Source organism: Micromonospora sp. CPCC 205561 (assembly GCF_036906775.1).
In the GTDB taxonomy this organism is placed as follows: domain Bacteria; phylum Actinomycetota; class Actinomycetes; order Mycobacteriales; family Micromonosporaceae; genus Micromonospora.
Window position 1 is genome coordinate 86,470 of record NZ_JBAKHV010000008.1, and the last position, 16,763, is coordinate 103,232.

Consider the following 16,763-nt stretch of genomic DNA (forward strand, 5'->3'; position numbering starts at 1 on the left):
GGCCACCTCGGCTGTCAGTCTGCCCCGACCGGGTTGACCGTGGACGCCGCCGGGTTGGCGCTGCGTGCCACCTCCGCCGCATGCCCGGCCCGCCAGGTCTGCGGCCCGACGCCGTGCGCCTTGCGGAAGACCCGGCTGAAGTGCGCCTTGTCGGGGAAGCCCCAGCGGGCCCCGATCGCCTGGACCGGCTGGCCGCGCAGGCCCGGGTCGGCGAGGTCGTGCCGGCACCGCGCCAACCGCAGCTCGCGCACGTAGGACGCGACCGTCGACTCCTCGGCCTCGAAGAGGCGGTGCAGGGTACGCAGCGAGACGTGGTGCGCGTCCGCCACCACCTGCGGGCTCAGCGTCGCGTCCCCGAGGTGCCGCTGGATGTAGGCGCGCACCTGGGTGAGCAGGGCGCGCCGGCGGACCTCGGCCGGCACCGCCTCCTCGGCCACCAGGTGCCGGCCGAGCAGGGTGGACACCAGGTCGAGCCCGACGGTGCCGAGGCGGGCGGCGTCGGCGGCGTGGTACTGCTCGGGATGGTGGGCGATCTGGAGGAGGAACTGGGCCAGCAGCGCGCCGATCCCCTCGGTGCCCGACATCCGGCCGCCGAGCAGGGGTGCCAGCCGGTCCCGCGACAGCGGCAGCGCGGCGTGCGGGATGACCGCCACGACGGACCGGGCCGGATCCCGGCCCTCGTGGTCGCCGAGGTGCCGCACCCCGTGCGGCCGCGACCCGTCGTAGAAGATGAACTCCCGCGGCCCCAGCACGCTGCTCTGACCGGCCTGGCTGGCCGCGCCGTCGCCGGTGACGGTGAGCGCCAGCGTGTAGATCTCCGGGGCCGACTCGCGTACCAGCCTGGAGCTGCCGACGGCCTCCAGCGACGGGTACCGGTAGTTGACCACCCGTACCGGGTCGAGTTCGACGATCTCGGCCCGGGCGGCGAAGTCGTGGGCGTGCTCGCTGCGGATCCGCAGCGGCGACGCCGTACGTGCCACCAGGTCGAGCCACATGTCGAAGCGTTCGGACGCCGGCACCCGCTCGGTGTCGACCGTGGTCCGCCGAAGCATCAGCTCCCCCGTCCTCGCGCCGCTCCGGCGGCCATTGTCCATCGTGGGGCGCCCGCCCGCCCAGGGCGTCCCGGCCCCCGGCCGACGGGGCCGGGCCCCAACGGCCGGGCCGGCCCGGCTCAGTCCGGGGCCGTCCGGCCGCGGATCAGCACCTCGATGCCGTCGAGGATCCGCTCGAGGCCGAACTCCCACTCCGTGTCGAAGACCTCGTCCTCGCTCCCCTCGGTGCCCTCCACCAGCAGCTCCCGGATCGCCGGGTACGCGCCGTGGCGGGTCAGCCGGGCGAGCTGGTGCCAGTACCGCGCCCCGGCGTCGTCCGGGTCGAGCTGCTCGCGCGCCGCGGCCTCGTCGAGGTCGACGGTGAGGGTTGCCCAGTTCCGGGCGTACCCGCTGACCAGCATGATCGTCGAGAGTCGCTCGATGCCGCGCAGGCCGGTGCCGCGCAGGGCGGCCAGCCCCTGCTCCATCCAGCGCACCTGGTTGGGGCCCAGCGGCGGGCCGCCGATCGGCACCTGCCGGATCCAGGGGTGGCGGTGGATCGCCGCCACGTTGGCCAGCGCCCAGCGGGCGAGCGCCGGCCGCCAGCCCTCGTGCGGGCCGCGGGGCGCGGGCGGGTCCCCGTACGCGGTGTCGGCCATGAGGTCCAGCAGGTCGCTCTTGGCCGGGACGTAGCGGTAGAGCGACATGGTGGCCACGCCCAGCTCGCCGGCGACGCGGCTCATCGACACCGCCGCCAGCCCGTCGGTCTCGGCGACCCGGATGCCGGCGGCCACCACCTGCCGCATGGTGAGGCTGCGCCTGGGTCCCTTGCCGGGTCGCTCCCGCAGGCCCCAGGCGAGCTCGATGCTCTCGGGCAGCTCGACGTCGGCGTCGCTCATCCTCACCTCCCGGTGCGCGGTGTTGACCGTCATCCTAGCTTCTGCGTATGGTGCACGCAGAACAGCGTATGCCATACATAGAACGCGGAGGGTGAGGGGCGATGGGGAGAACAGACGCGGCGGTGGAGACCGTCGGGCTGCGCAAGTCCTACGGCGGGGTGGCCGTGCTCGACGGCCTGACCATGCGGGTCGCCCGGGGCAGCGTGTACGCCCTGCTCGGCCCCAACGGCGCGGGCAAGACCACGACCGTCCGGATCCTGGCCACGCTGACCGCGCCCGACGGGGGCGAGGCCCGGGTGGACGGCCACCACGTGGTCCGCGAGCGGGGCCGGGTCCGGCGGGCGATCAGCCTCGCCGGCCAGCACGCGGCGCTCGACGACCAGCAGACGGGCGCGGAGAACCTGCACATGATGGCCCGGCTCGCCGGGCTGGCCCCGGCCGCGGCCCGGCGCCGCGCCGCCGACCTGCTGGAGCGCTTCGACCTGGTCGCCGCCGGCGGGCGGCGGGTGGTGACCTACTCCGGCGGGATGCGCCGCCGCCTCGATCTCGCGGCCAGCCTGGTCGGCGAGCCGTCGGTGATCTTCCTCGACGAGCCGACCACCGGGCTCGACCCGCGCGGCCGGCAGGGCCTCTGGGAGGTGGTCGCCGAGCTGGCCGGCGCCGGGGTGACGGTGCTGCTCACCACGCAGTACCTGGAGGAGGCCGACCGGCTGGCCGACCGGATCGCGGTGCTGCACGGCGGCCGGCTGGCCGCCGAGGGGAGCGCGGACGAGCTCAAGCGCCGCTTCGGCGCCCACCGGCTGGAGTTGACGCTGCGCGACGCGCGGGGCTACGCCGAGGCCGCGCACCGCCTCGGCGACCGGGTCACGCACCGCGACCCGGCGCACCTGGAGCTGGCGGTGGCCACCGGCGGCGGCGCGCCGGAGATCCGCCACCTGCTCGACGAGGTCGACCCGGACCGGCGGGGAATCGCCCGGTTCACCGTCCGCGAGGCGACCCTGGACGACGTCTTCCTCACCCTCACCGGCGACCCGGTGACCGCCCGGCGGGAGACGGCCGGTGTCTGAGCTGACCCTGCGGCCGAGCCGCGCCGGCGAGGCCCTCGTCATGGTGGGGCGCTGCGTACGGCTGTCCCGGCGCAACGTCGACGCGCTGCTGACCTCGCTGCTCCTGCCGGTGATCCTGATGCTGCTCTTCGTCTACCTCTTCGGCGGCGCGATCGACACCGGCACCCGCTACGTCACCTACGTCGTCCCCGGCGTACTGCTGCTCTGCGCCGGCTTCGGCGCGGCAGGCACGGCCGTCAGCGTGACCACCGACCTGACCAACGGGGTCGTCGAGCGGTTCCGCACGATGGACGTCAGCGCCACGGCGATCCTCGGCGGGCACGTCGTCGCCAGCGTGGTCCGCAACACCGTCTCGACCGTGCTGGTGCTGGCGGTCGCCGTCGCGATCGGCTTCCGCCCGGCCGTCGCGCCGCTGCGCTGGCTGGCCGCCTTCGGGGTGCTGCTGCTCTTCCTGCTCGCCGTGTCGTGGCTGTCGGCCGCGTTCGGCCTGCTGGCCCGCACGCCGGAGGCGGCCAACGGCTTCACCTTCCTGGTGATGTTCCTGCCCTACCCCAGCAGCGCGTTCGTTCCGGTGGAGACGATGCCGCGCTTGATCCGCGGCTTCGCCGACCACCAGCCCGTCACGCCCGTCATCGAGACGCTGCGGGCCCTGCTGCTGGGCACCCCGACGGGGTCGGCCCCGGCCCTGGCGGTGGCCTGGTGCCTCGGCATCCTCGCCGCCTCGGTGCTGCTGACGGCCGTGCTGTTCCGCCGCCGCGTCGCCTGACCGCCTTCCGCCCGACACGCGTCGGCGGCGCCGGATCCCCTCCGGCGCCGCCGTCGTCGCGTCAGTCGTTGAGCACCTGGGAGAGCCGGTCGCGGAAGCGCCGCTCCGAGTCGCTCACCACGTCCCCGCCGAGGCCGAGGATGCCGCCGCTGGAGGCGGCGCCCACCACCTGCTCGGCGATCGCCACCAGCCAGTGCTTGTACGCGCCGGCCTCGCCCTCGTCCGTCCGGGCGGCCAGCAGCGTCGCCGCCTCCGCGGCCCGGCCCAGCACGTCCTCCAGGTAGGCCCGGGGGTCGGACGGCGCGATGACCGGCAGCTCCTCGCCGGCCTCGGGGTCGCCCACCCGCGAGACGATCTCGCCGGCCACGGCGGCGACCAGCGGGCTGGCCGACTCCCGGCCGGCGGCGATGGTCTCCAGCCCGGCCGCGTTCTCGGCCATGGTGCGTCGCGCGCCGTCGGTCTCGGCGGCGCTCGCCGCCGTCAGCACCGACTGCGGCAGGCCGACCAGCAGCCCCCACTCCTCGTCGGAGAAGCCGAATCCGGTGTACGCCGGCTGCTCGATCACGGCAACGCCCCTTTCCGCACTGATGTCGATCGTCGTCCGTGACCCCGGCTGCGGGGCCCGGCCCAGGCTAGTCGAGGGTCAGCAGACCCTGCTCGGACACCACGCTCACCGAGAGCGTCTTGTATCCCACCTCGTCGAAGAGCACCGTCATCCGGTCCTCCTCGTAGCTCAGCACCATGCCGGCGCCCCACTCCGGGTGCCGCACCTGGCTGTGCACGGGGAACGGCCCGACCGCACCGTCGTCCGCGGTGCTGGTGCCGGCGTGGCAGTTGTCGCAGTGCCCGCAGATCTCGGTCATCTGCTCACCGAAGTAGGCCAGCAGCGTCTGCGACCGGCAGGCGGTGGTCTCGGCGAAGGCCCGCATCATGTCGGTACGCGACCGGGTCACGGTCTGCTGCCGCTCGGCCTCCGCCAGGGCCGCCGCGGCGGCGTCGACGGGCGCGGGGGAGTAGCGGGGGGCGCCGACGCGCTGCTTCGCCCTCGGCTCGGCCGCGCCGACCTGCTCCAGCAGGGCGAGGTACTGGCCGAGCTTGCGCGGGCCGAGGCCGGTGACCTCCCGCAGCTCCTTCTTGTTCCGCGCCTTCCGGCGCAGCAGCGCGGAGAGGTCGCGCAGCTCGTCGGCGTCCGGCAGGCCGCCGCTGAAGAAGCGTTGCAGCCCGACGTCCTCGGCCTGCCACAGCAGCAGTACCCGGGCCGGCGCGCCGTCCCGGCCGGCCCGCCCGATTTCCTGGAAGTAGCTGTCCGGCGAGTCCGGCAGCGCCATGTGCACCACCCAGGCGATGTTCGGCTTGTCGATGCCCATGCCGAAGGCCGACGTGGCCACCATGATCGGCACCTGGTCGGCGAGGAACGCCTCGTGCAGCTCGGCGCGGGCCCCGGCCGCCATCCCGCCGTGGTAGTACTGGGCCGGGAAGCCGGCGGCGGTGAGCCGGGCCGACAGCTCCTCGGCGGAGCGTCGGGTGGGCACGTAGATGATGCCGGGCCGGGTGTCGTCGCGCAGCAGGGTGGTCAGCCGCCGCCACCGGTAGTCCTCCGTCGGGCAGTGCGCCACCTCGAGGAAGAGGTTCGGCCGGTCCAGCCCGGAGACCACCACCTCGGGCTCGGTCAGCCGCAGCCGGGCGATGATGTCGTCGCGTACGGGCGGCGAGGCGGTGGCGGTCAGCGCCACCACCGGCGGCCGGCCGATGCCGTCGATGAGGTGACCCAGCGCCAGGTAGTCGGGGCGGAAGTCGTGCCCCCAGGCGGAGATGCAGTGCGCCTCGTCGATCGCCACCAGCGCCGGCTTCAGCGACTTCACCTCGGCCATCCGGTCCGGGTTGGCGAGCTGCTCCGGGGTGATGAAGAGGAACTCGGCGCGCCCCTCGCGGATCTCGGCGATCGCCTCCGCCTGCTGCGCGGCCGACTCGTTCGAGCTGATCCGCACCGCGCGCAGCTCCGGTCGCTGCCGCTCGTTGAGCGCCGCGATCTGGTCCTGCTGCAGAGCGAGCAGCGGCGAGATCACCACGGTCGGACCGGGGATCAGGCTGGCCGGGATCTGGTAGATCGCCGACTTGCCGGCGCCGGTGGGCAGTACCACCAGGGCGTCGCGGCGCTTCATCACCGCCCGCATGGCGGCCAGTTGGTGGGGCCGCAGCGCCGTCCAGCCGAAGAGGCTCCTGGCCGCGCGGCGCAGTGTCGTCGAATGCGTGGACAGTTTCATCGAGGGCCGGAGGTACCCCCCGTCCGCGACGGCGAAACCGGCGCGTCGGGCAGGTCACCGGGCGGCCGCCGGACACGGGTGGGGCAGGTCACCGGGCGGGCCCGGCCGGCCGGCCCTTCGGGCCCGGGCCGCCCCGCGACGGGGTGCCCCGGGCCCGGCCGGGTCAGCGCACGCGGGGGAACACCTCGCGCTGGTAGAGGTCGAGCAGGCCCTGCCAGTTCGGGCCGGTGTTGGCCACGTAGACCTCGTCGAAGCCGGCCTTGGCGTACTCGTCGATCTTCGCCAGGTGCCCGTCGACGTCCCGGCCGCAGACGAACGCGTCCTTCATCATCTCCGGCCGGACCAGCTCGGCGGCCTGCTCGAAGTGCCGCGGCGACGGCAGTACCTGGGAGAGCTCGCCCGGCACCCCGGCGTTCGGCCAGCGCTCGTACGCGATGCGCACGCCCTCCTCCTCGGTGGGGGCGTACGCGGCCTTGAAGCCGGCCTGACACGGCTTGTCGCCGCCGCCGGACTCCCGGAAGCGCCGGACCAGCTCGGCGTCGGGCGAGGTGTTGACGAAGCCGTCGCCGATCCGGGCCGCCAGGTCGACCGCCTTCGGGCCGAAGCCCGAGACGTAGACCGGCGGGGGAGTGTCGGGCAGCGTGTAGATCCGGGCGTGCTCGACGGTGTAGTGCTTGCCGTGGTGGTTGACGAAGCCGCCCCGCCACAGCTCGCGCATCACCTGGACGGCCTCCTCCAGCATCTCCAGCCGGACGTCGGTCTGCGGCCAGGCGTCGCCGAGGATGTGCTCGTTGAGCGCCTCGCCGCTGCCCACCCCGAGCACGAACCGCCCGGAGTGCATGACCGCGCTGGTGGCCGCCGCCTGGGCCACGACGGCCGGGTGGATTCGCACGGTCGGGCAGGTGACGGCGGTCGTGACGGGGAGCCGGCAGACCTGGCTGAGCGCGCCGATCACCGACCAGACGAAGGGGCTCTGCCCCTGCGCGTCCGTCCACGGGTGGTAGTGGTCGGAGATCCAGAGCGCCTCGAAGCCGGCCCGCTCCGCGCCGCGCGCCTGCTCCAGCAGCTCGGCCGGCGTGTACTCCTCGGTGGACAGAAAGTAGCCGATCCTCATCGTTCCCCCTTGCCGCGTCGTACCGGTTCAACGAGGCAGGCGGTACCCGGGTGGCCGCCGTCGAACCACGCCGGTCAGCGCCGGAACATCGCGCGGATCGCGACCAGCAGCAACAGGCCGCCGACCACCAGGCCGAGCAGGCGTACGCCGGGGATGTCGGCCGGGCTCGTCGCGTCGGCCAGCAGCGGGAGTTCCATCCCCGAACTGTCCCCAGCCCGGGGCCCGACGGCAACTGTAAGGTTTATTGACTATTTCGTCGCGCGGTGTGACCATGGCAGCACCGCCGCGCCGGTGGCGGTCCCGCCGGGCGCGGAGAAGACGGGGGTACGACGACCGCAATGAGCGAGCGAATCATCAGCCACCACGCGGGCGGGCCGGCGTGAGCGGGCGCCACGGGCCGGGCCGGGGAGATCGCGGGATGGCGCCCCGCACCGCGACGCACGGGCCCGGGGTGCCGGCGTGAGCGCCCCCGGCGGAAGCCTGCCGGCACTGGCCGCCGCCGTCCTGCAACCGGGGTTCGTCGGCGTCACGCCGCCGCCCTGGGTCTGCCGCTGGCTCGGCGAGGGACTCGGCTCGGTGGTGCTCTTCGCCCGCAACGTGGTCGACCCGGAGCAGGTGGCCACCCTCACCGCCAACCTGCGCGCCGAACGCCCCGACGTCATCGTGGCCATCGACGAGGAGGCCGGCGACGTGACCCGCGTCGAGTCCGCCCGGGGCAGCTCCCGGCCCGGCAACTTCGCCCTCGGCGCCGTGGACGACCCGGCGCTGACCGAGGAGGTCGCCCGCGACCTGGGCGCCGATCTCGCCACGCTGGGGATCACCCTGGACTACGCCCCGGACGCCGACGTTAACTCCAACCCGGCCAACCCGGTGATCGGCGTACGCGCCTTCGGCGCCGAACCGGCGCTGGTCGCCCGGCACACCGCCGCCTGGGTGCGCGGCCTGCAGGCCGGCGGCGTCGCCGCCTGCGCCAAGCACTTCCCGGGGCACGGCGACACCAAGGTCGACTCGCACCACGACCTGCCCCGGATCACCGCCGACCGGGCCCGCCTCGACGCCGTGGAGCTGGCCCCCTTCCGGGCCGCCGTGGCCGCCGGGGTGCAGGCGGTGATGACCGGCCACCTGCTGGTGCCGGCGCTGGACCCGGAGCTGCCGGCGACGCTGAGCGAACGGATCCTGGGCGGCCTGCTCCGCGACGAGCTGGGCTTCTCCGGCGTCGTGGTCACCGACGCGGTGGAGATGCGGGCGGTCGCCGACCGGTACGGCTTCGCGGGCGCGGCGGTGCGTGCCCTCGCGGCCGGCGCCGACGCGATCTGCGTCGGCGGGGAGCGCGCCGACGAGGGCTCGGCCCGCCTGCTGCGCGACGCGATCGTCGCCGCGGTCGTCGACGGCGAGCTGCCCGAGGAACGCCTCGCCGAGGCCGCCAAGCGGGTGGGTCAGCTCGCCGCGTGGACCGTGGCCGCCCGGGCCGACCGGGCGCCCCACCCCCGCCCGGGTGCCGAGGGTTCGGCCGTCGGGCTGGCCGCCGCCCGCCGGGCGCTGCGGGTCACCACCGCGCCGGCCGGCGTCGGCGCCCTGCCGCTGGCCGGCCCGGTGCACGTCGTCGAGTTCGAGCCGCCGCGCAACATCGCGATCGGCCCGGAGACCCCGTGGGGGCTCGCCGCCCCGCTGGCCGCGCTGCTCACCGGCACCACCACCGCCCGGTACGCCGAGGCGGACGTCCCCGCCGACCCGACCGTGGGGGCCGGCGGCCGCTGCGTGGTGCTGGTGGTGCGCGACCTGCACCGGCACGACTGGATGCGGGCGGCGGTGGAGCGCGCGCTGGCCGCCCGGCCGGACGCGGTCGTGGTCGAGCTGGGCGTGCCCGAGCTGGTCGCCGGCGCGGTCCACGTCGCCACCCACGGCGCGACCCGGGCCGCCGCCCGCGCCGCGGCCGAGCTGCTGACCCGGCGCTGATCCGCGCCGTGGCCCCCGCGCTACGGCGCGGGGGCCACCAGGTCGGCGTACTCGGGGTGGCGGTCGATGAACGCCGCCATGAACGGGCAGCGCGGCACCACCGCCGTGCCGCGCTCGCGCAGCTGGTCGAGGGTGCCCCGGACCAGGGCCGCGCCGACGCCCATGTTCTGGAACCTCGCGTCGACCTCGGTGTGGGTGAAGACGAGCACCTCGCCGCGCGGCAGGTACGCGGTGAACCCGGCCAGCGCGTCGTCGACCAGGATCTCGAAGCGGTGCTTGGCGGGATCGTCCTCGACCAGGATGCTCACCGGGCCATTCTGCCCCCGTCGACGGCGAGGCGGTCCAGTTCGGCGAGCAACCGGTCCACCTCGCCTGCCGTGTTGTAGTGGTAGAGGCTGGCGCGCACGGCCCCGCCGCTGTCGCGCAGCCCCATCGCCTGGAAGTACTCGTAGGCGTAGTAGTCGCCGGCGGAGAGGCAGAGCCCCGCCGCGCCCAGCTCTTCCTGGGTCCGCTGCGGCGAGAGCCCGGCCAGCCGGAAGGAGACCGTCGGGCAGCGCCGGACGGGGGAGCCGAGCACCGTGACGCCGGGCAGCGCGGCCAGCCCGGCGAGCAGCCGACCCAGCAGCGACTCCTCGTGGGCCCGGGCGGCCGTCAGCCCGGCGAGCAGCCGCTCGCGCCGGCTGCCGGTGGCCGTCGGGTCCAACCCGGCCAGGTGGTCCACCGCGGCGGCCACGCCGGCCAGCAGGGGGAAGCTCGGGGTGCCGTACTCGAAGCGGTCCGGCACCGCGTCGGAGGAGGGCAGCAGCTTCGCCGGTCGCAGCCGCTCCCACGTCGCGGGAGCGGCCACCATCGCGGCCAGGTGCGGCCCCGACCACTTGTAGGCGCTGGTGACCAGGAAGTCGGCGCCCAGCTCGGCGAGATCGGTGGGGCCGTGCGGCACGGAGTGCACCCCGTCGACGCAGACCAGCGCGCCGGCGGCGTGCGCGACGGCCGCGATCGCCGGCACGTCGGGGACGGTGCCGGTGGCGTTGCTGCCCGCGGTCACCGCGACCAGCCGGGTCCGTCCACCGACCAGCTCCGCGAAGCGCTCCACCGGCAGCTCCGCGGTGTCGCGGTCGAACTCGGCCCAGCGCACCGTCGCGCCGGCCGCCTCGGCGGCCTGCACCCAGGGGCGTACGTTCGCGTCGTGGTCCAGCCGCGACACCACGACCTCGTCGCCGGGCCGCCAACCGGCGCCCAGGGTCCGGGCCAGGGTGTACGTCAGCGCGGTGGCGCTCGGCCCCAGCACCACCCCGTCGGGTTCGGCGCCGAGCAGGTCGGCAACGGCCGCGCGGGCGGCGGCGACCAGCTCCAGCGAGCGCCGGCCCGGCGCGAAGGCCGCGCTGCGGTTGCCCACCGCCGCGCGCATGGCGGCGGTGACCGCGTCGATCACCGGGCCGGCGCTCTGCGTGCCCCCGGCGCCGTCGAGGTGGACGAAGCCCTCGGCGAGGGCGGGGTAGGCGGCCCGGGTGCGGGCGATGTCGAACGGCATGCCCGGGACCCTAACGCCCCGCCTCGGGCCCCTCACCTCGGCGGATGATCACGAGCTGCCGGAGTGGCCCGAGTCTCGTACCCTTGGCGGGGTGACGAACCGACGTGTTGACTCCCCGCTGACCCCCACCCGCCGGGCCGCCGGTCTGCTGGCCGGTTTGGCGCTCGGCGTCGCCGTGCTCGCCGGTTGCAGCTCCGAGGGCGCCAGCACCGACTGCGGCCTGGACGCCTGCACGGTCACCTTCGACCGGGGCGTGGACGCCAGCGCCACCATCCTCGGCGTGGAGGCCAAGCTGATCGGCGCGCAGGGCGACCAGGTGACCGTCGAGGTCGCCGGCGAGCAGTTGTCGCTGACGACGGGGCAGCAGGCCACCGAGGTCGGCGGCTTCGCGGTGACGCTCGACAGCGTCACCGACCAGGAGGTCAAGATCCGGGTGTCGCGCAACGCGGGCGGCTGACCGGCCCGGACGACCGACCGCCCGGGTCGCCGATCGGCCACCCGGGCGGCGGCGCCCGACGTTTGGAAATCTTCGCGTTCGGAGATTGTGGCGCCATGTCACTTACCCGGAACGCCGAAGCCACCGCCTCCCGTACGGCGAACAGCAGGTGGCTCGAAGTGTTGGCCAGAGCCGGCTTCATCGGCTACGGCATCGTGCACCTCCTGTTCGCCTGGTTGGCGTTGCAGATCGCGTTCGGCAAGGCCGCCGACGACGGCGACCAGTCCGGGGCGCTGCGCACCATCGCCGCCCAGCCGCTGGGCAAGTTCCTCGTCGTCACGATCGCGGTCGGCCTGCTCGCCATGGCGATCTGGCAGGCGCTGGAGGCGGCCGTCGGGCACCGCGCCGAGCGCGGCAAGGAGCGGGTCTGGGAGCGGCTGGCCTCGCTGGGGCGGACCATCGTCTACCTCTACTTCGCCTGGACGGCCTTCAAGGTCTTCAAGGACGCCGGCTCCAACAGCGCCGACCAGCAGGAGGCGCTGACCGGCAAGGCCATGGAGTCCTCCGGCGGTCGCTGGCTGGTCGGCCTGGCCGGGCTCGTGCTCGTCGCGATCGGCGTCGGCCTGGTGATCTACGGGCTGATCAAGCGCTTCGAGAAGCACCTCAAGACCGGAGAGATGAGCCCGAAGACGCGCCAGCTCACCCGCCGGCTGGGCATCGCCGGCTACGTCGCCAAGGGCGTCGCGTACGGCATCTCCGGCCTGCTGATCATCCTGGCGGCCGTCAACTACGACCCGGAGAAGGCCCGCGGCCTGGACGCCGCGCTGCGCACGCTGCGCGACCAGTCGTACGGCCAGCTGCTGCTCACCCTGGTGGCGCTCGGCATCGCCGCCTTCGGGGTGTTCTGCTTCCTGCAGTCGCGGTACCGCAAGGTCTGAGCCTGGCCGACTTTGGCCCCGGCGGGCACCATTGGGCCTTTGCCCGAAGCACGTCGCCCGCCGACAGGAGGAGAAGGAACCTTGCAGAGCTACCTCGGGACGATCGTCGCCACGCTCGCCGCGGCGGCGGTCGCCCTGTTCGCGGTGGAGGTCGCGCACCGCGTGATCCGGCGCGTCGGCCGGCGTTCGCTGCTGTTGACCGAGCTCACCGATCACGCGCACCGGTCGATCCAGGTGGCCGCCACCGCCGTCGCCGTCCAGTTCGCCGTGCGGTTCAGCACCGGCTACGCCGTCGGCGAGCAGTGGCGGCAGGTGCTGCTGCACCTGCTGGTGCTCGGCGTGATCGCCGGCGTCGCCTGGCTGGTCGCCTCGCTGCTCGTGGTGGCGGAGGACACCGCCCTGGCCCGCTTCCGGGTGGACGTGCCGGACAACCGGCACGCGCGGCGGGTGCGTACCCAGGTGGTCATGCTGCGGCGGTTGACGATCGCGGTGGTCGTCGTGCTGGCGGTCGGCGTGATGCTGATGACCTTCCCGGCCGTACGCGGCATCGGGGCCGGCGTGCTGACCAGCGCCGGTGTGGTCGGTGTGGTCGCCGCGCTGGCCGCCCAGAGCCTGCTGGGCAACGTCTTCGCCGGTCTCCAGCTCGCCTTCAGCGACGCGGTACGCCTCGACGACGTGGTGGTGGTCGAGGGGGAGTGGGGCCGGATCGAGGAGCTGACGCTCAGCTACGTCGTGGTGCAGATCTGGGACGACCGGCGGCTGATCCTGCCCACCTCGTACTTCACCACCAAGCCGTTCCAGAACTGGACCCGGACCGAGGCGGCGGTGCTCGGCACCGCCGAGATCGACGTCGACTGGGCGGTCCCGGTTCAGGCCATGCGGGAGGAGCTGCGCCGCCTGGTGGAGGGCACCGAACTCTGGGACGGCCGGGTCTGCGTACTCCAGGTGACCGACGCGACGGGCGGCATGATCAAGGTGCGCGCGCTGGTCAGCGCGGCGGACGCCGGCAGCCTGTGGGACCTGCGCTGCCTGGTCCGCGAGCACCTGGTGGCCTGGATCCGGGACCACCGGCCCACCGCGATGCCCCGGATGCGCGCCGAGGTCGGCGACGTCGGGAGCAACCTGGCCTGGCAGTGGGTGCGGCCCCGGCGGCCGGCGGGTCGCCCCGCCGAGGGCGAGGCGCCCGACGACTCCCGGGTCTTCGGCGGCAGCGACGACGGGGACGCCCGCAGCGAGGCCTTCGTCGGCCCCGACGAGCCCGCCGAATCCCGCCGCTGACCCACCACCCTCCCGCTCCCTCCCCCTCCCGCTCCCTCCCTCCCCCGTGCCCGCGATCTTGCGGTTCGGGTCCCCGGAGCGGGTGGAACGCCGGGATTGTCGGGGCGCGAACCGCAAGATCGCGGGGGACAGGGCGGGCGGGGGACGGGAGAGTGGAGGGGAGGGAAGGAGAGGGGGTAAGGGGGGCGGGGCGGGTGGGGGTCGTGTCCTGTGCCCGGTGGTGGGGGTTGGAGGTGTGGGTGGGGTTGTGCCGGCTGGGGTGTGCCGGGTGCGGTGTGCGCGGTCGGGAAGTTTGACGGGGCGTTTCGTGGGGACCTGCTGCGCGACGCTTCCGCACCTTCTCCCGTGCCGGCCGGCCCGGGGCGCGGTGGCCCGGGCCCACCGGCAGCCGCGCGAAGGATTGATGGGCGGCGACTCCGGGCATACAGCGCGGTGATGATGAAAGGAGGACAGCATGGCTGACGTGGCGAACACCCGCGCATCCCGTGACGGGAGCGAGCCGTCCACCGCCGAGCTGGTGCAGCGGGCCACGGAGCAGGTCTCCCGTCTGGTCCGCGACGAACTGGCCCTGGCCCGGGCGGAGCTGACCCAGAAGGGCAAGCACGCCGGTATCGGTATCGGTCTCTTCGGCGGCGGCGGAGCGCTGGCGCTCTACGGTCTGGGCGCCCTGGTCGCCACCGCGATCCTGCTGCTCGACCTGGTGCTACCGGCGTGGGCGGCGGCCCTGATCGTGGCGGTCGTGCTCTTCGCGCTGGCCGGCATCCTCGCCCTGGTGGGCAAGAAGCAGGTCAGCCAGGCGGTCCCGCCGGTGCCGGAGGCCGCGGTCCGCAGCGTCCGGGCGGACATGGACACGGTCACCGCCGCGGTGAAGGACAGGGGACGGGCATGACGACGGGCAACGGCCGGGGCACGGGCGACACCGAGGCCCTGCGGGAGGAGATCCGGCGGACCCGGGTCGAGCTGGGCGAGACGATGGAGGCGCTGGCCGCCAAGGCCGACGTCAAGGCGCGGCTGCGCTCCTCCGCCGACCAGGCGAAGGAGCGGATGCGCGACCAGGCCGCGCAGACCGTGGCCCGGGTGCGCGGGCAGGCGGCCCAGACGGCGCAGCTCGCGCGGGGCCAGGCGCAGGAGAAGGGCGCGGTCCTACGGCGCAACCCGACGCCGTTCGTCGCCCTCGCGGCCGGCGCGGTGGCCGCCGTGATCGTGTTGGTGATCGTGCGTGGGAGGCAGCGGTGAGCAGGGGTATCGGGAAGGCCGCGTACAAGCCGGTCGGCGTGCTGATGGGCATCGCCGCCGGTACGGTCGCGGGCGCCATCTTCCGGCAGGTGTGGAAGATGACGGCGGGCGACGGCGAGGCGCCCAGCGCCACCGACGAGGACCGCGGCTGGGGCGAGGTCCTGGCGGCGGCGGCCCTGCAGGGCGCCATCTTCGCGGTCGTCCGGGCCGCGGTGGACCGGGGCGGCGCGGTGGGAGTACGCCGGTTCACCGGTAGCTGGCCGGACTGACCGGGACGACGACGAGAGGCCCCCGCGCCGTGGCGAACGGTCGGGGGCCTTTCGCATGGACGTAAGGGCCCGCCCAGCGGATCTTCGACATCCGTCAGGTCACATGTCGGAGAATTTCGTCGGCGGGGCTGTGCAGAGCTTTTCCGTACGTGGTTTGCTGTTCCACGCTGTTGCGAGACGGCGTGGGTTGAGAGAGGTCTCCTGCACCCGGGGGCCGCTTCAGGCGCCGCCGCTCGAAAACGGCCAATCGGCCGCACGGCGTGCTCGGCCGCCAGTTTTAGAAGGAGATACACATGGCGCAGGGAACCGTGAAGTGGTTCAACGCTGACAAGGGCTTCGGCTTCATCACCGTCGACGGCGGGGGTGCTGACGTGTTCGTCCACTTCTCGGCCATCCAGTCCAGCGGCTACCGCACGCTGGAGGAGAACCAGCGGGTGGAGTTCGAGATCGCCCAGGGTCAGAAGGGTCCGCAGGCCGAGCAGGTCCGCCCCATCTGAGAAACCGCCGGTCGGCAGCCGCCGGCCAGTGGGTGGTGATCCGGCGCCCGGATCACAACAGTGAAGCCCCGTATCCCGCCCGGGATGCGGGGCTTTCCGCGTTCCCCCGCCGGCCGCCACCGCGAACGGGCGTGCCGACCCTCCCGTGCCACCGCGGCGCCCGGGCACGCGTCAGCGGCGCCGGCGGGCGCGCATCCCGAACCAGAGCGCGACCAGTCCGACCAGGACGACGACGGGCCCGACCAGGGCCCAGACCCGCCGGCCGGTCATCAGGCTGCCCTCGACGTAGCCGAGGCCCTGCACCGTCCAGACGGCACCGGCCACCACTGCGAGCAGCCCGAGGGCGAGCGGCAGCCAGCCCTTCATCGCGACCCCCCTGCGTCGGTCGTCGTCGCGGCCGGCCCGGTCGCCCGCCGCTGGCGGGGATTCCGCCCGGCGGGCCGGGCGGTATGCGTCCGTCGTGCGCGCCCTACCACCGGTCGTGCACCCGTGGGCGGACCAGCTCGTCGTAGACCCGCGCCACCGCCGCCAGGTCCCGCCCGGACAGCGGCGGCTGGCCCGCCACGGCGGCGTTGTCCCTGGCCTGGGCCGCGTCGCGGGCGCCGGGGATGACCACGGTGACGCCGGGCTGGTCGACGACCCAGCGCAGGGCGAACTGGGCCGTCGTGCGCGCGTCGCCGACGAGCGGCGCCAGCCGCCGTACGGCCGCCAGCCCCAGCTCGAAGTCGACGCCGGAGAAGGTCTCGCCGACGTCGAACGCCTCGCCGTGCCGGTTGTAGGCGCGGTGGTCGTCGAGGGCGAAGGTGGTGTGCTCGTCGTAGCGCCCGGAGAGCAGCCCGCTGGCCAGCGGTACGCGGGCGACGATGCCCACCCCCGCCGCCGCGGCGGCCGGCAGCACCCGGTCGAGGGGCTTGTGCCGCAGCGCGTTCAGGATGATCTGGACGCTGGCCACCCCCGGCCGGGCGATCGCGGTGAGCGCCTGGTCCGAGGTCTCCACGCTCACCCCGTAGCCGGCCACGCGCTCCTCGGCGACCAGGGTGTCCAGGGCGTCGAAGACCGCGTCGTCGGCGAAGACGGCGGTCGGCGGGCAGTGCAGCTGCACCAGGTCGAGGGTGTCCGTGCCGAGGTTGCGCCGGGACCGGTCGGTCCACTCGCGGAAGTTCGCCAGGGTGTACGCCTCGGGTGCCTGCGCGACGCGGCGCCCCATCTTGGTGGCCACGGTCAGCCCGGCGTCGGGACGGCCGCGCAGGAAGCGCCCGATGAGCTGCTCGCTGCGCCCGTCGCCGTAGACGTCCGCCGTGTCGACGAAGGTGACGCCGGACTCGACGGCGGCGTCCAGCACGGCCGCGGCGTCGTGCTCGCTGACCGTGCCCCAGTCCGCGCCGAGCTGCCAGGCGCCCAGCCCGACCACCCCGACGCGCCGCCCCAGCCGGGGGAAGGTGCGCTGTTCCATGGCACCGAGCCTAGTGATCGGCTTGTGC

The 16,763-nt window shown here is 74.5% G+C and carries 20 protein-coding genes; 10 read left to right on the forward strand and 10 right to left on the reverse strand.

Features of this window, described 5'->3' with window-relative positions; genetic code table 11:
- Nucleotides 1-14: 14 nt before the first annotated feature.
- Together V6V16_RS07595 and V6V16_RS07600 are read right to left on the reverse strand one after the other, a co-directional pair.
- Nucleotides 15-1,052: a helix-turn-helix domain-containing protein gene (locus tag V6V16_RS07595; RefSeq protein ID WP_334560855.1), complete on the reverse strand. Its 1,038-nt coding sequence runs from the start codon at nucleotides 1,050-1,052 to the stop codon at nucleotides 15-17.
- Between the two features lie 119 nt (nucleotides 1,053-1,171).
- On the reverse strand, nucleotides 1,172-1,963 hold the full coding sequence (locus V6V16_RS07600; protein ID WP_334560857.1) for a TetR/AcrR family transcriptional regulator: 792 nt from the start codon (nucleotides 1,961-1,963) through the stop codon (nucleotides 1,172-1,174).
- Between the two features lie 68 nt (nucleotides 1,964-2,031).
- Between V6V16_RS07600 and V6V16_RS07605 the strand changes: the two genes are divergently transcribed.
- Both V6V16_RS07605 and V6V16_RS07610 read left to right on the forward strand, forming a co-directional pair.
- Nucleotides 2,032-2,997: an ATP-binding cassette domain-containing protein gene (locus V6V16_RS07605; RefSeq protein ID WP_334560859.1), complete on the forward strand. Its 966-nt coding sequence runs from the start codon at nucleotides 2,032-2,034 to the stop codon at nucleotides 2,995-2,997.
- A complete protein-coding gene (locus tag V6V16_RS07610; protein WP_334560861.1) occupies nucleotides 2,990-3,763 on the forward strand; it encodes an ABC transporter permease in 774 nt (257 codons plus the stop codon). Before V6V16_RS07605 ends, V6V16_RS07610 begins: the two co-directional genes overlap by 8 nt.
- A gap of 61 nt (nucleotides 3,764-3,824) precedes the next feature.
- Here the strand turns inward: V6V16_RS07610 and V6V16_RS07615 are convergent, their stop codons facing one another.
- The 4 genes from V6V16_RS07615 to V6V16_RS07630 all read right to left on the reverse strand — a co-directional run bounded on the left by V6V16_RS07615 (nucleotide 3,825) and on the right by V6V16_RS07630 (nucleotide 7,338).
- Entirely contained in the window at nucleotides 3,825-4,328 is a 504-nt protein-coding gene (locus V6V16_RS07615) for a hypothetical protein (RefSeq protein WP_334560863.1), read from the reverse strand.
- A 67-nt stretch (nucleotides 4,329-4,395) separates the two neighbouring features.
- Entirely contained in the window at nucleotides 4,396-6,027 is a 1,632-nt protein-coding gene (locus V6V16_RS07620) for a RecQ family ATP-dependent DNA helicase (RefSeq protein ID WP_334560865.1), read from the reverse strand.
- A gap of 163 nt (nucleotides 6,028-6,190) precedes the next feature.
- On the reverse strand, nucleotides 6,191-7,141 hold the full coding sequence (locus tag V6V16_RS07625) for a TIGR03557 family F420-dependent LLM class oxidoreductase (RefSeq protein WP_334560866.1): 951 nt from the start codon (nucleotides 7,139-7,141) through the stop codon (nucleotides 6,191-6,193).
- Between the two features lie 74 nt (nucleotides 7,142-7,215).
- A complete protein-coding gene (locus V6V16_RS07630; protein WP_334560868.1) occupies nucleotides 7,216-7,338 on the reverse strand; it encodes a hypothetical protein in 123 nt (40 codons plus the stop codon).
- 262 nt (nucleotides 7,339-7,600) lie between these two features.
- Between V6V16_RS07630 and V6V16_RS07635 the strand changes: the two genes are divergently transcribed.
- Nucleotides 7,601-9,097: a glycoside hydrolase family 3 protein gene (locus V6V16_RS07635; RefSeq protein ID WP_334560869.1), complete on the forward strand. Its 1,497-nt coding sequence runs from the start codon at nucleotides 7,601-7,603 to the stop codon at nucleotides 9,095-9,097.
- A 20-nt stretch (nucleotides 9,098-9,117) separates the two neighbouring features.
- Here the strand turns inward: V6V16_RS07635 and V6V16_RS07640 are convergent, their stop codons facing one another.
- Entirely contained in the window at nucleotides 9,118-9,405 is a 288-nt protein-coding gene (locus V6V16_RS07640; protein ID WP_334560872.1) for a GNAT family N-acetyltransferase, read from the reverse strand.
- Complete coding sequence (locus V6V16_RS07645; protein WP_334560874.1) at nucleotides 9,402-10,628, reverse strand: cysteine desulfurase-like protein; 1,227 nt, start codon at nucleotides 10,626-10,628, stop codon at nucleotides 9,402-9,404. Before V6V16_RS07645 ends, V6V16_RS07640 begins: the two co-directional genes overlap by 4 nt.
- A 91-nt stretch (nucleotides 10,629-10,719) precedes the next feature.
- Here V6V16_RS07645 and V6V16_RS07650 point away from each other — a divergent pair, with 91 nt between their 5' ends.
- The 7 genes from V6V16_RS07650 to V6V16_RS07680 all read left to right on the forward strand — a co-directional run bounded on the left by V6V16_RS07650 (nucleotide 10,720) and on the right by V6V16_RS07680 (nucleotide 15,282).
- The gene (locus tag V6V16_RS07650; RefSeq protein WP_334560876.1) at nucleotides 10,720-11,085 is read left to right on the forward strand and encodes a hypothetical protein; all 366 of its coding nucleotides are present in this window, start codon (nucleotides 10,720-10,722) and stop codon (nucleotides 11,083-11,085) included.
- Nucleotides 11,086-11,180: 95 nt separating this feature from the next.
- Nucleotides 11,181-12,002 (forward strand): DUF1206 domain-containing protein, encoded by an 822-nt coding sequence (locus V6V16_RS07655; RefSeq protein ID WP_334560878.1) that lies wholly within the window; start codon nucleotides 11,181-11,183, stop codon nucleotides 12,000-12,002.
- Nucleotides 12,003-12,083: 81 nt separating this feature from the next.
- The gene (locus V6V16_RS07660; RefSeq protein WP_334560880.1) at nucleotides 12,084-13,280 is read left to right on the forward strand and encodes a mechanosensitive ion channel family protein; all 1,197 of its coding nucleotides are present in this window, start codon (nucleotides 12,084-12,086) and stop codon (nucleotides 13,278-13,280) included.
- Nucleotides 13,281-13,734: 454 nt separating this feature from the next.
- The gene (locus tag V6V16_RS07665; RefSeq protein WP_334560882.1) at nucleotides 13,735-14,169 is read left to right on the forward strand and encodes a phage holin family protein; all 435 of its coding nucleotides are present in this window, start codon (nucleotides 13,735-13,737) and stop codon (nucleotides 14,167-14,169) included.
- Nucleotides 14,166-14,516: a DUF3618 domain-containing protein gene (locus tag V6V16_RS07670; protein ID WP_334560883.1), complete on the forward strand. Its 351-nt coding sequence runs from the start codon at nucleotides 14,166-14,168 to the stop codon at nucleotides 14,514-14,516. Before V6V16_RS07665 ends, V6V16_RS07670 begins: the two co-directional genes overlap by 4 nt.
- Nucleotides 14,513-14,785 carry a DUF4235 domain-containing protein gene (locus V6V16_RS07675; protein WP_089001055.1) on the forward strand — a complete coding sequence of 91 codons (273 nt, stop codon included), beginning with the start codon at nucleotides 14,513-14,515 and terminating at the stop codon, nucleotides 14,783-14,785. The genes V6V16_RS07670 and V6V16_RS07675 overlap by 4 nt, the downstream gene beginning before the upstream one ends.
- Nucleotides 14,786-15,078: 293 nt before the next feature.
- A complete protein-coding gene (locus V6V16_RS07680; RefSeq protein ID WP_091424054.1) occupies nucleotides 15,079-15,282 on the forward strand; it encodes a cold-shock protein in 204 nt (67 codons plus the stop codon).
- A 171-nt stretch (nucleotides 15,283-15,453) separates the two neighbouring features.
- On the opposite strand, the gene V6V16_RS07685 is transcribed toward V6V16_RS07680, so the two are convergent.
- On the reverse strand, nucleotides 15,454-15,648 hold the full coding sequence (locus V6V16_RS07685; protein ID WP_334560886.1) for a hypothetical protein: 195 nt from the start codon (nucleotides 15,646-15,648) through the stop codon (nucleotides 15,454-15,456).
- A 103-nt stretch (nucleotides 15,649-15,751) separates the two neighbouring features.
- Nucleotides 15,752-16,735: an aldo/keto reductase gene (locus tag V6V16_RS07690; protein WP_334560888.1), complete on the reverse strand. Its 984-nt coding sequence runs from the start codon at nucleotides 16,733-16,735 to the stop codon at nucleotides 15,752-15,754.
- Nucleotides 16,736-16,763: the final 28 nt, after the last annotated feature.

Coding starts and splice junctions, on each gene's coding strand:
- V6V16_RS07630 (WP_334560868.1), bottom strand. CDS start 7,338: ATGGAACTCCCGCTGCTGGCCGACGCGACGAGCCCGGCCGACATCCCC.
- V6V16_RS07600 (WP_334560857.1), bottom strand. CDS start 1,963: ATGACGGTCAACACCGCGCACCGGGAGGTGAGGATGAGCGACGCCGAC.
- V6V16_RS07605 (WP_334560859.1), top strand. CDS start 2,032: ATGGGGAGAACAGACGCGGCGGTGGAGACCGTCGGGCTGCGCAAGTCC.
- V6V16_RS07670 (WP_334560883.1), top strand. CDS start 14,166: ATGACGACGGGCAACGGCCGGGGCACGGGCGACACCGAGGCCCTGCGG.
- V6V16_RS07620 (WP_334560865.1), bottom strand. CDS start 6,027: ATGAAACTGTCCACGCATTCGACGACACTGCGCCGCGCGGCCAGGAGC.
- V6V16_RS07690 (WP_334560888.1), bottom strand. CDS start 16,735: ATGGAACAGCGCACCTTCCCCCGGCTGGGGCGGCGCGTCGGGGTGGTC.
- V6V16_RS07680 (WP_091424054.1), top strand. CDS start 15,079: ATGGCGCAGGGAACCGTGAAGTGGTTCAACGCTGACAAGGGCTTCGGC.
- V6V16_RS07625 (WP_334560866.1), bottom strand. CDS start 7,141: ATGAGGATCGGCTACTTTCTGTCCACCGAGGAGTACACGCCGGCCGAG.
- V6V16_RS07645 (WP_334560874.1), bottom strand. CDS start 10,628: ATGCCGTTCGACATCGCCCGCACCCGGGCCGCCTACCCCGCCCTCGCC.
- V6V16_RS07595 (WP_334560855.1), bottom strand. CDS start 1,052: ATGCTTCGGCGGACCACGGTCGACACCGAGCGGGTGCCGGCGTCCGAA.
- V6V16_RS07655 (WP_334560878.1), top strand. CDS start 11,181: ATGTCACTTACCCGGAACGCCGAAGCCACCGCCTCCCGTACGGCGAAC.
- V6V16_RS07685 (WP_334560886.1), bottom strand. CDS start 15,648: ATGAAGGGCTGGCTGCCGCTCGCCCTCGGGCTGCTCGCAGTGGTGGCC.
- V6V16_RS07665 (WP_334560882.1), top strand. CDS start 13,735: ATGGCTGACGTGGCGAACACCCGCGCATCCCGTGACGGGAGCGAGCCG.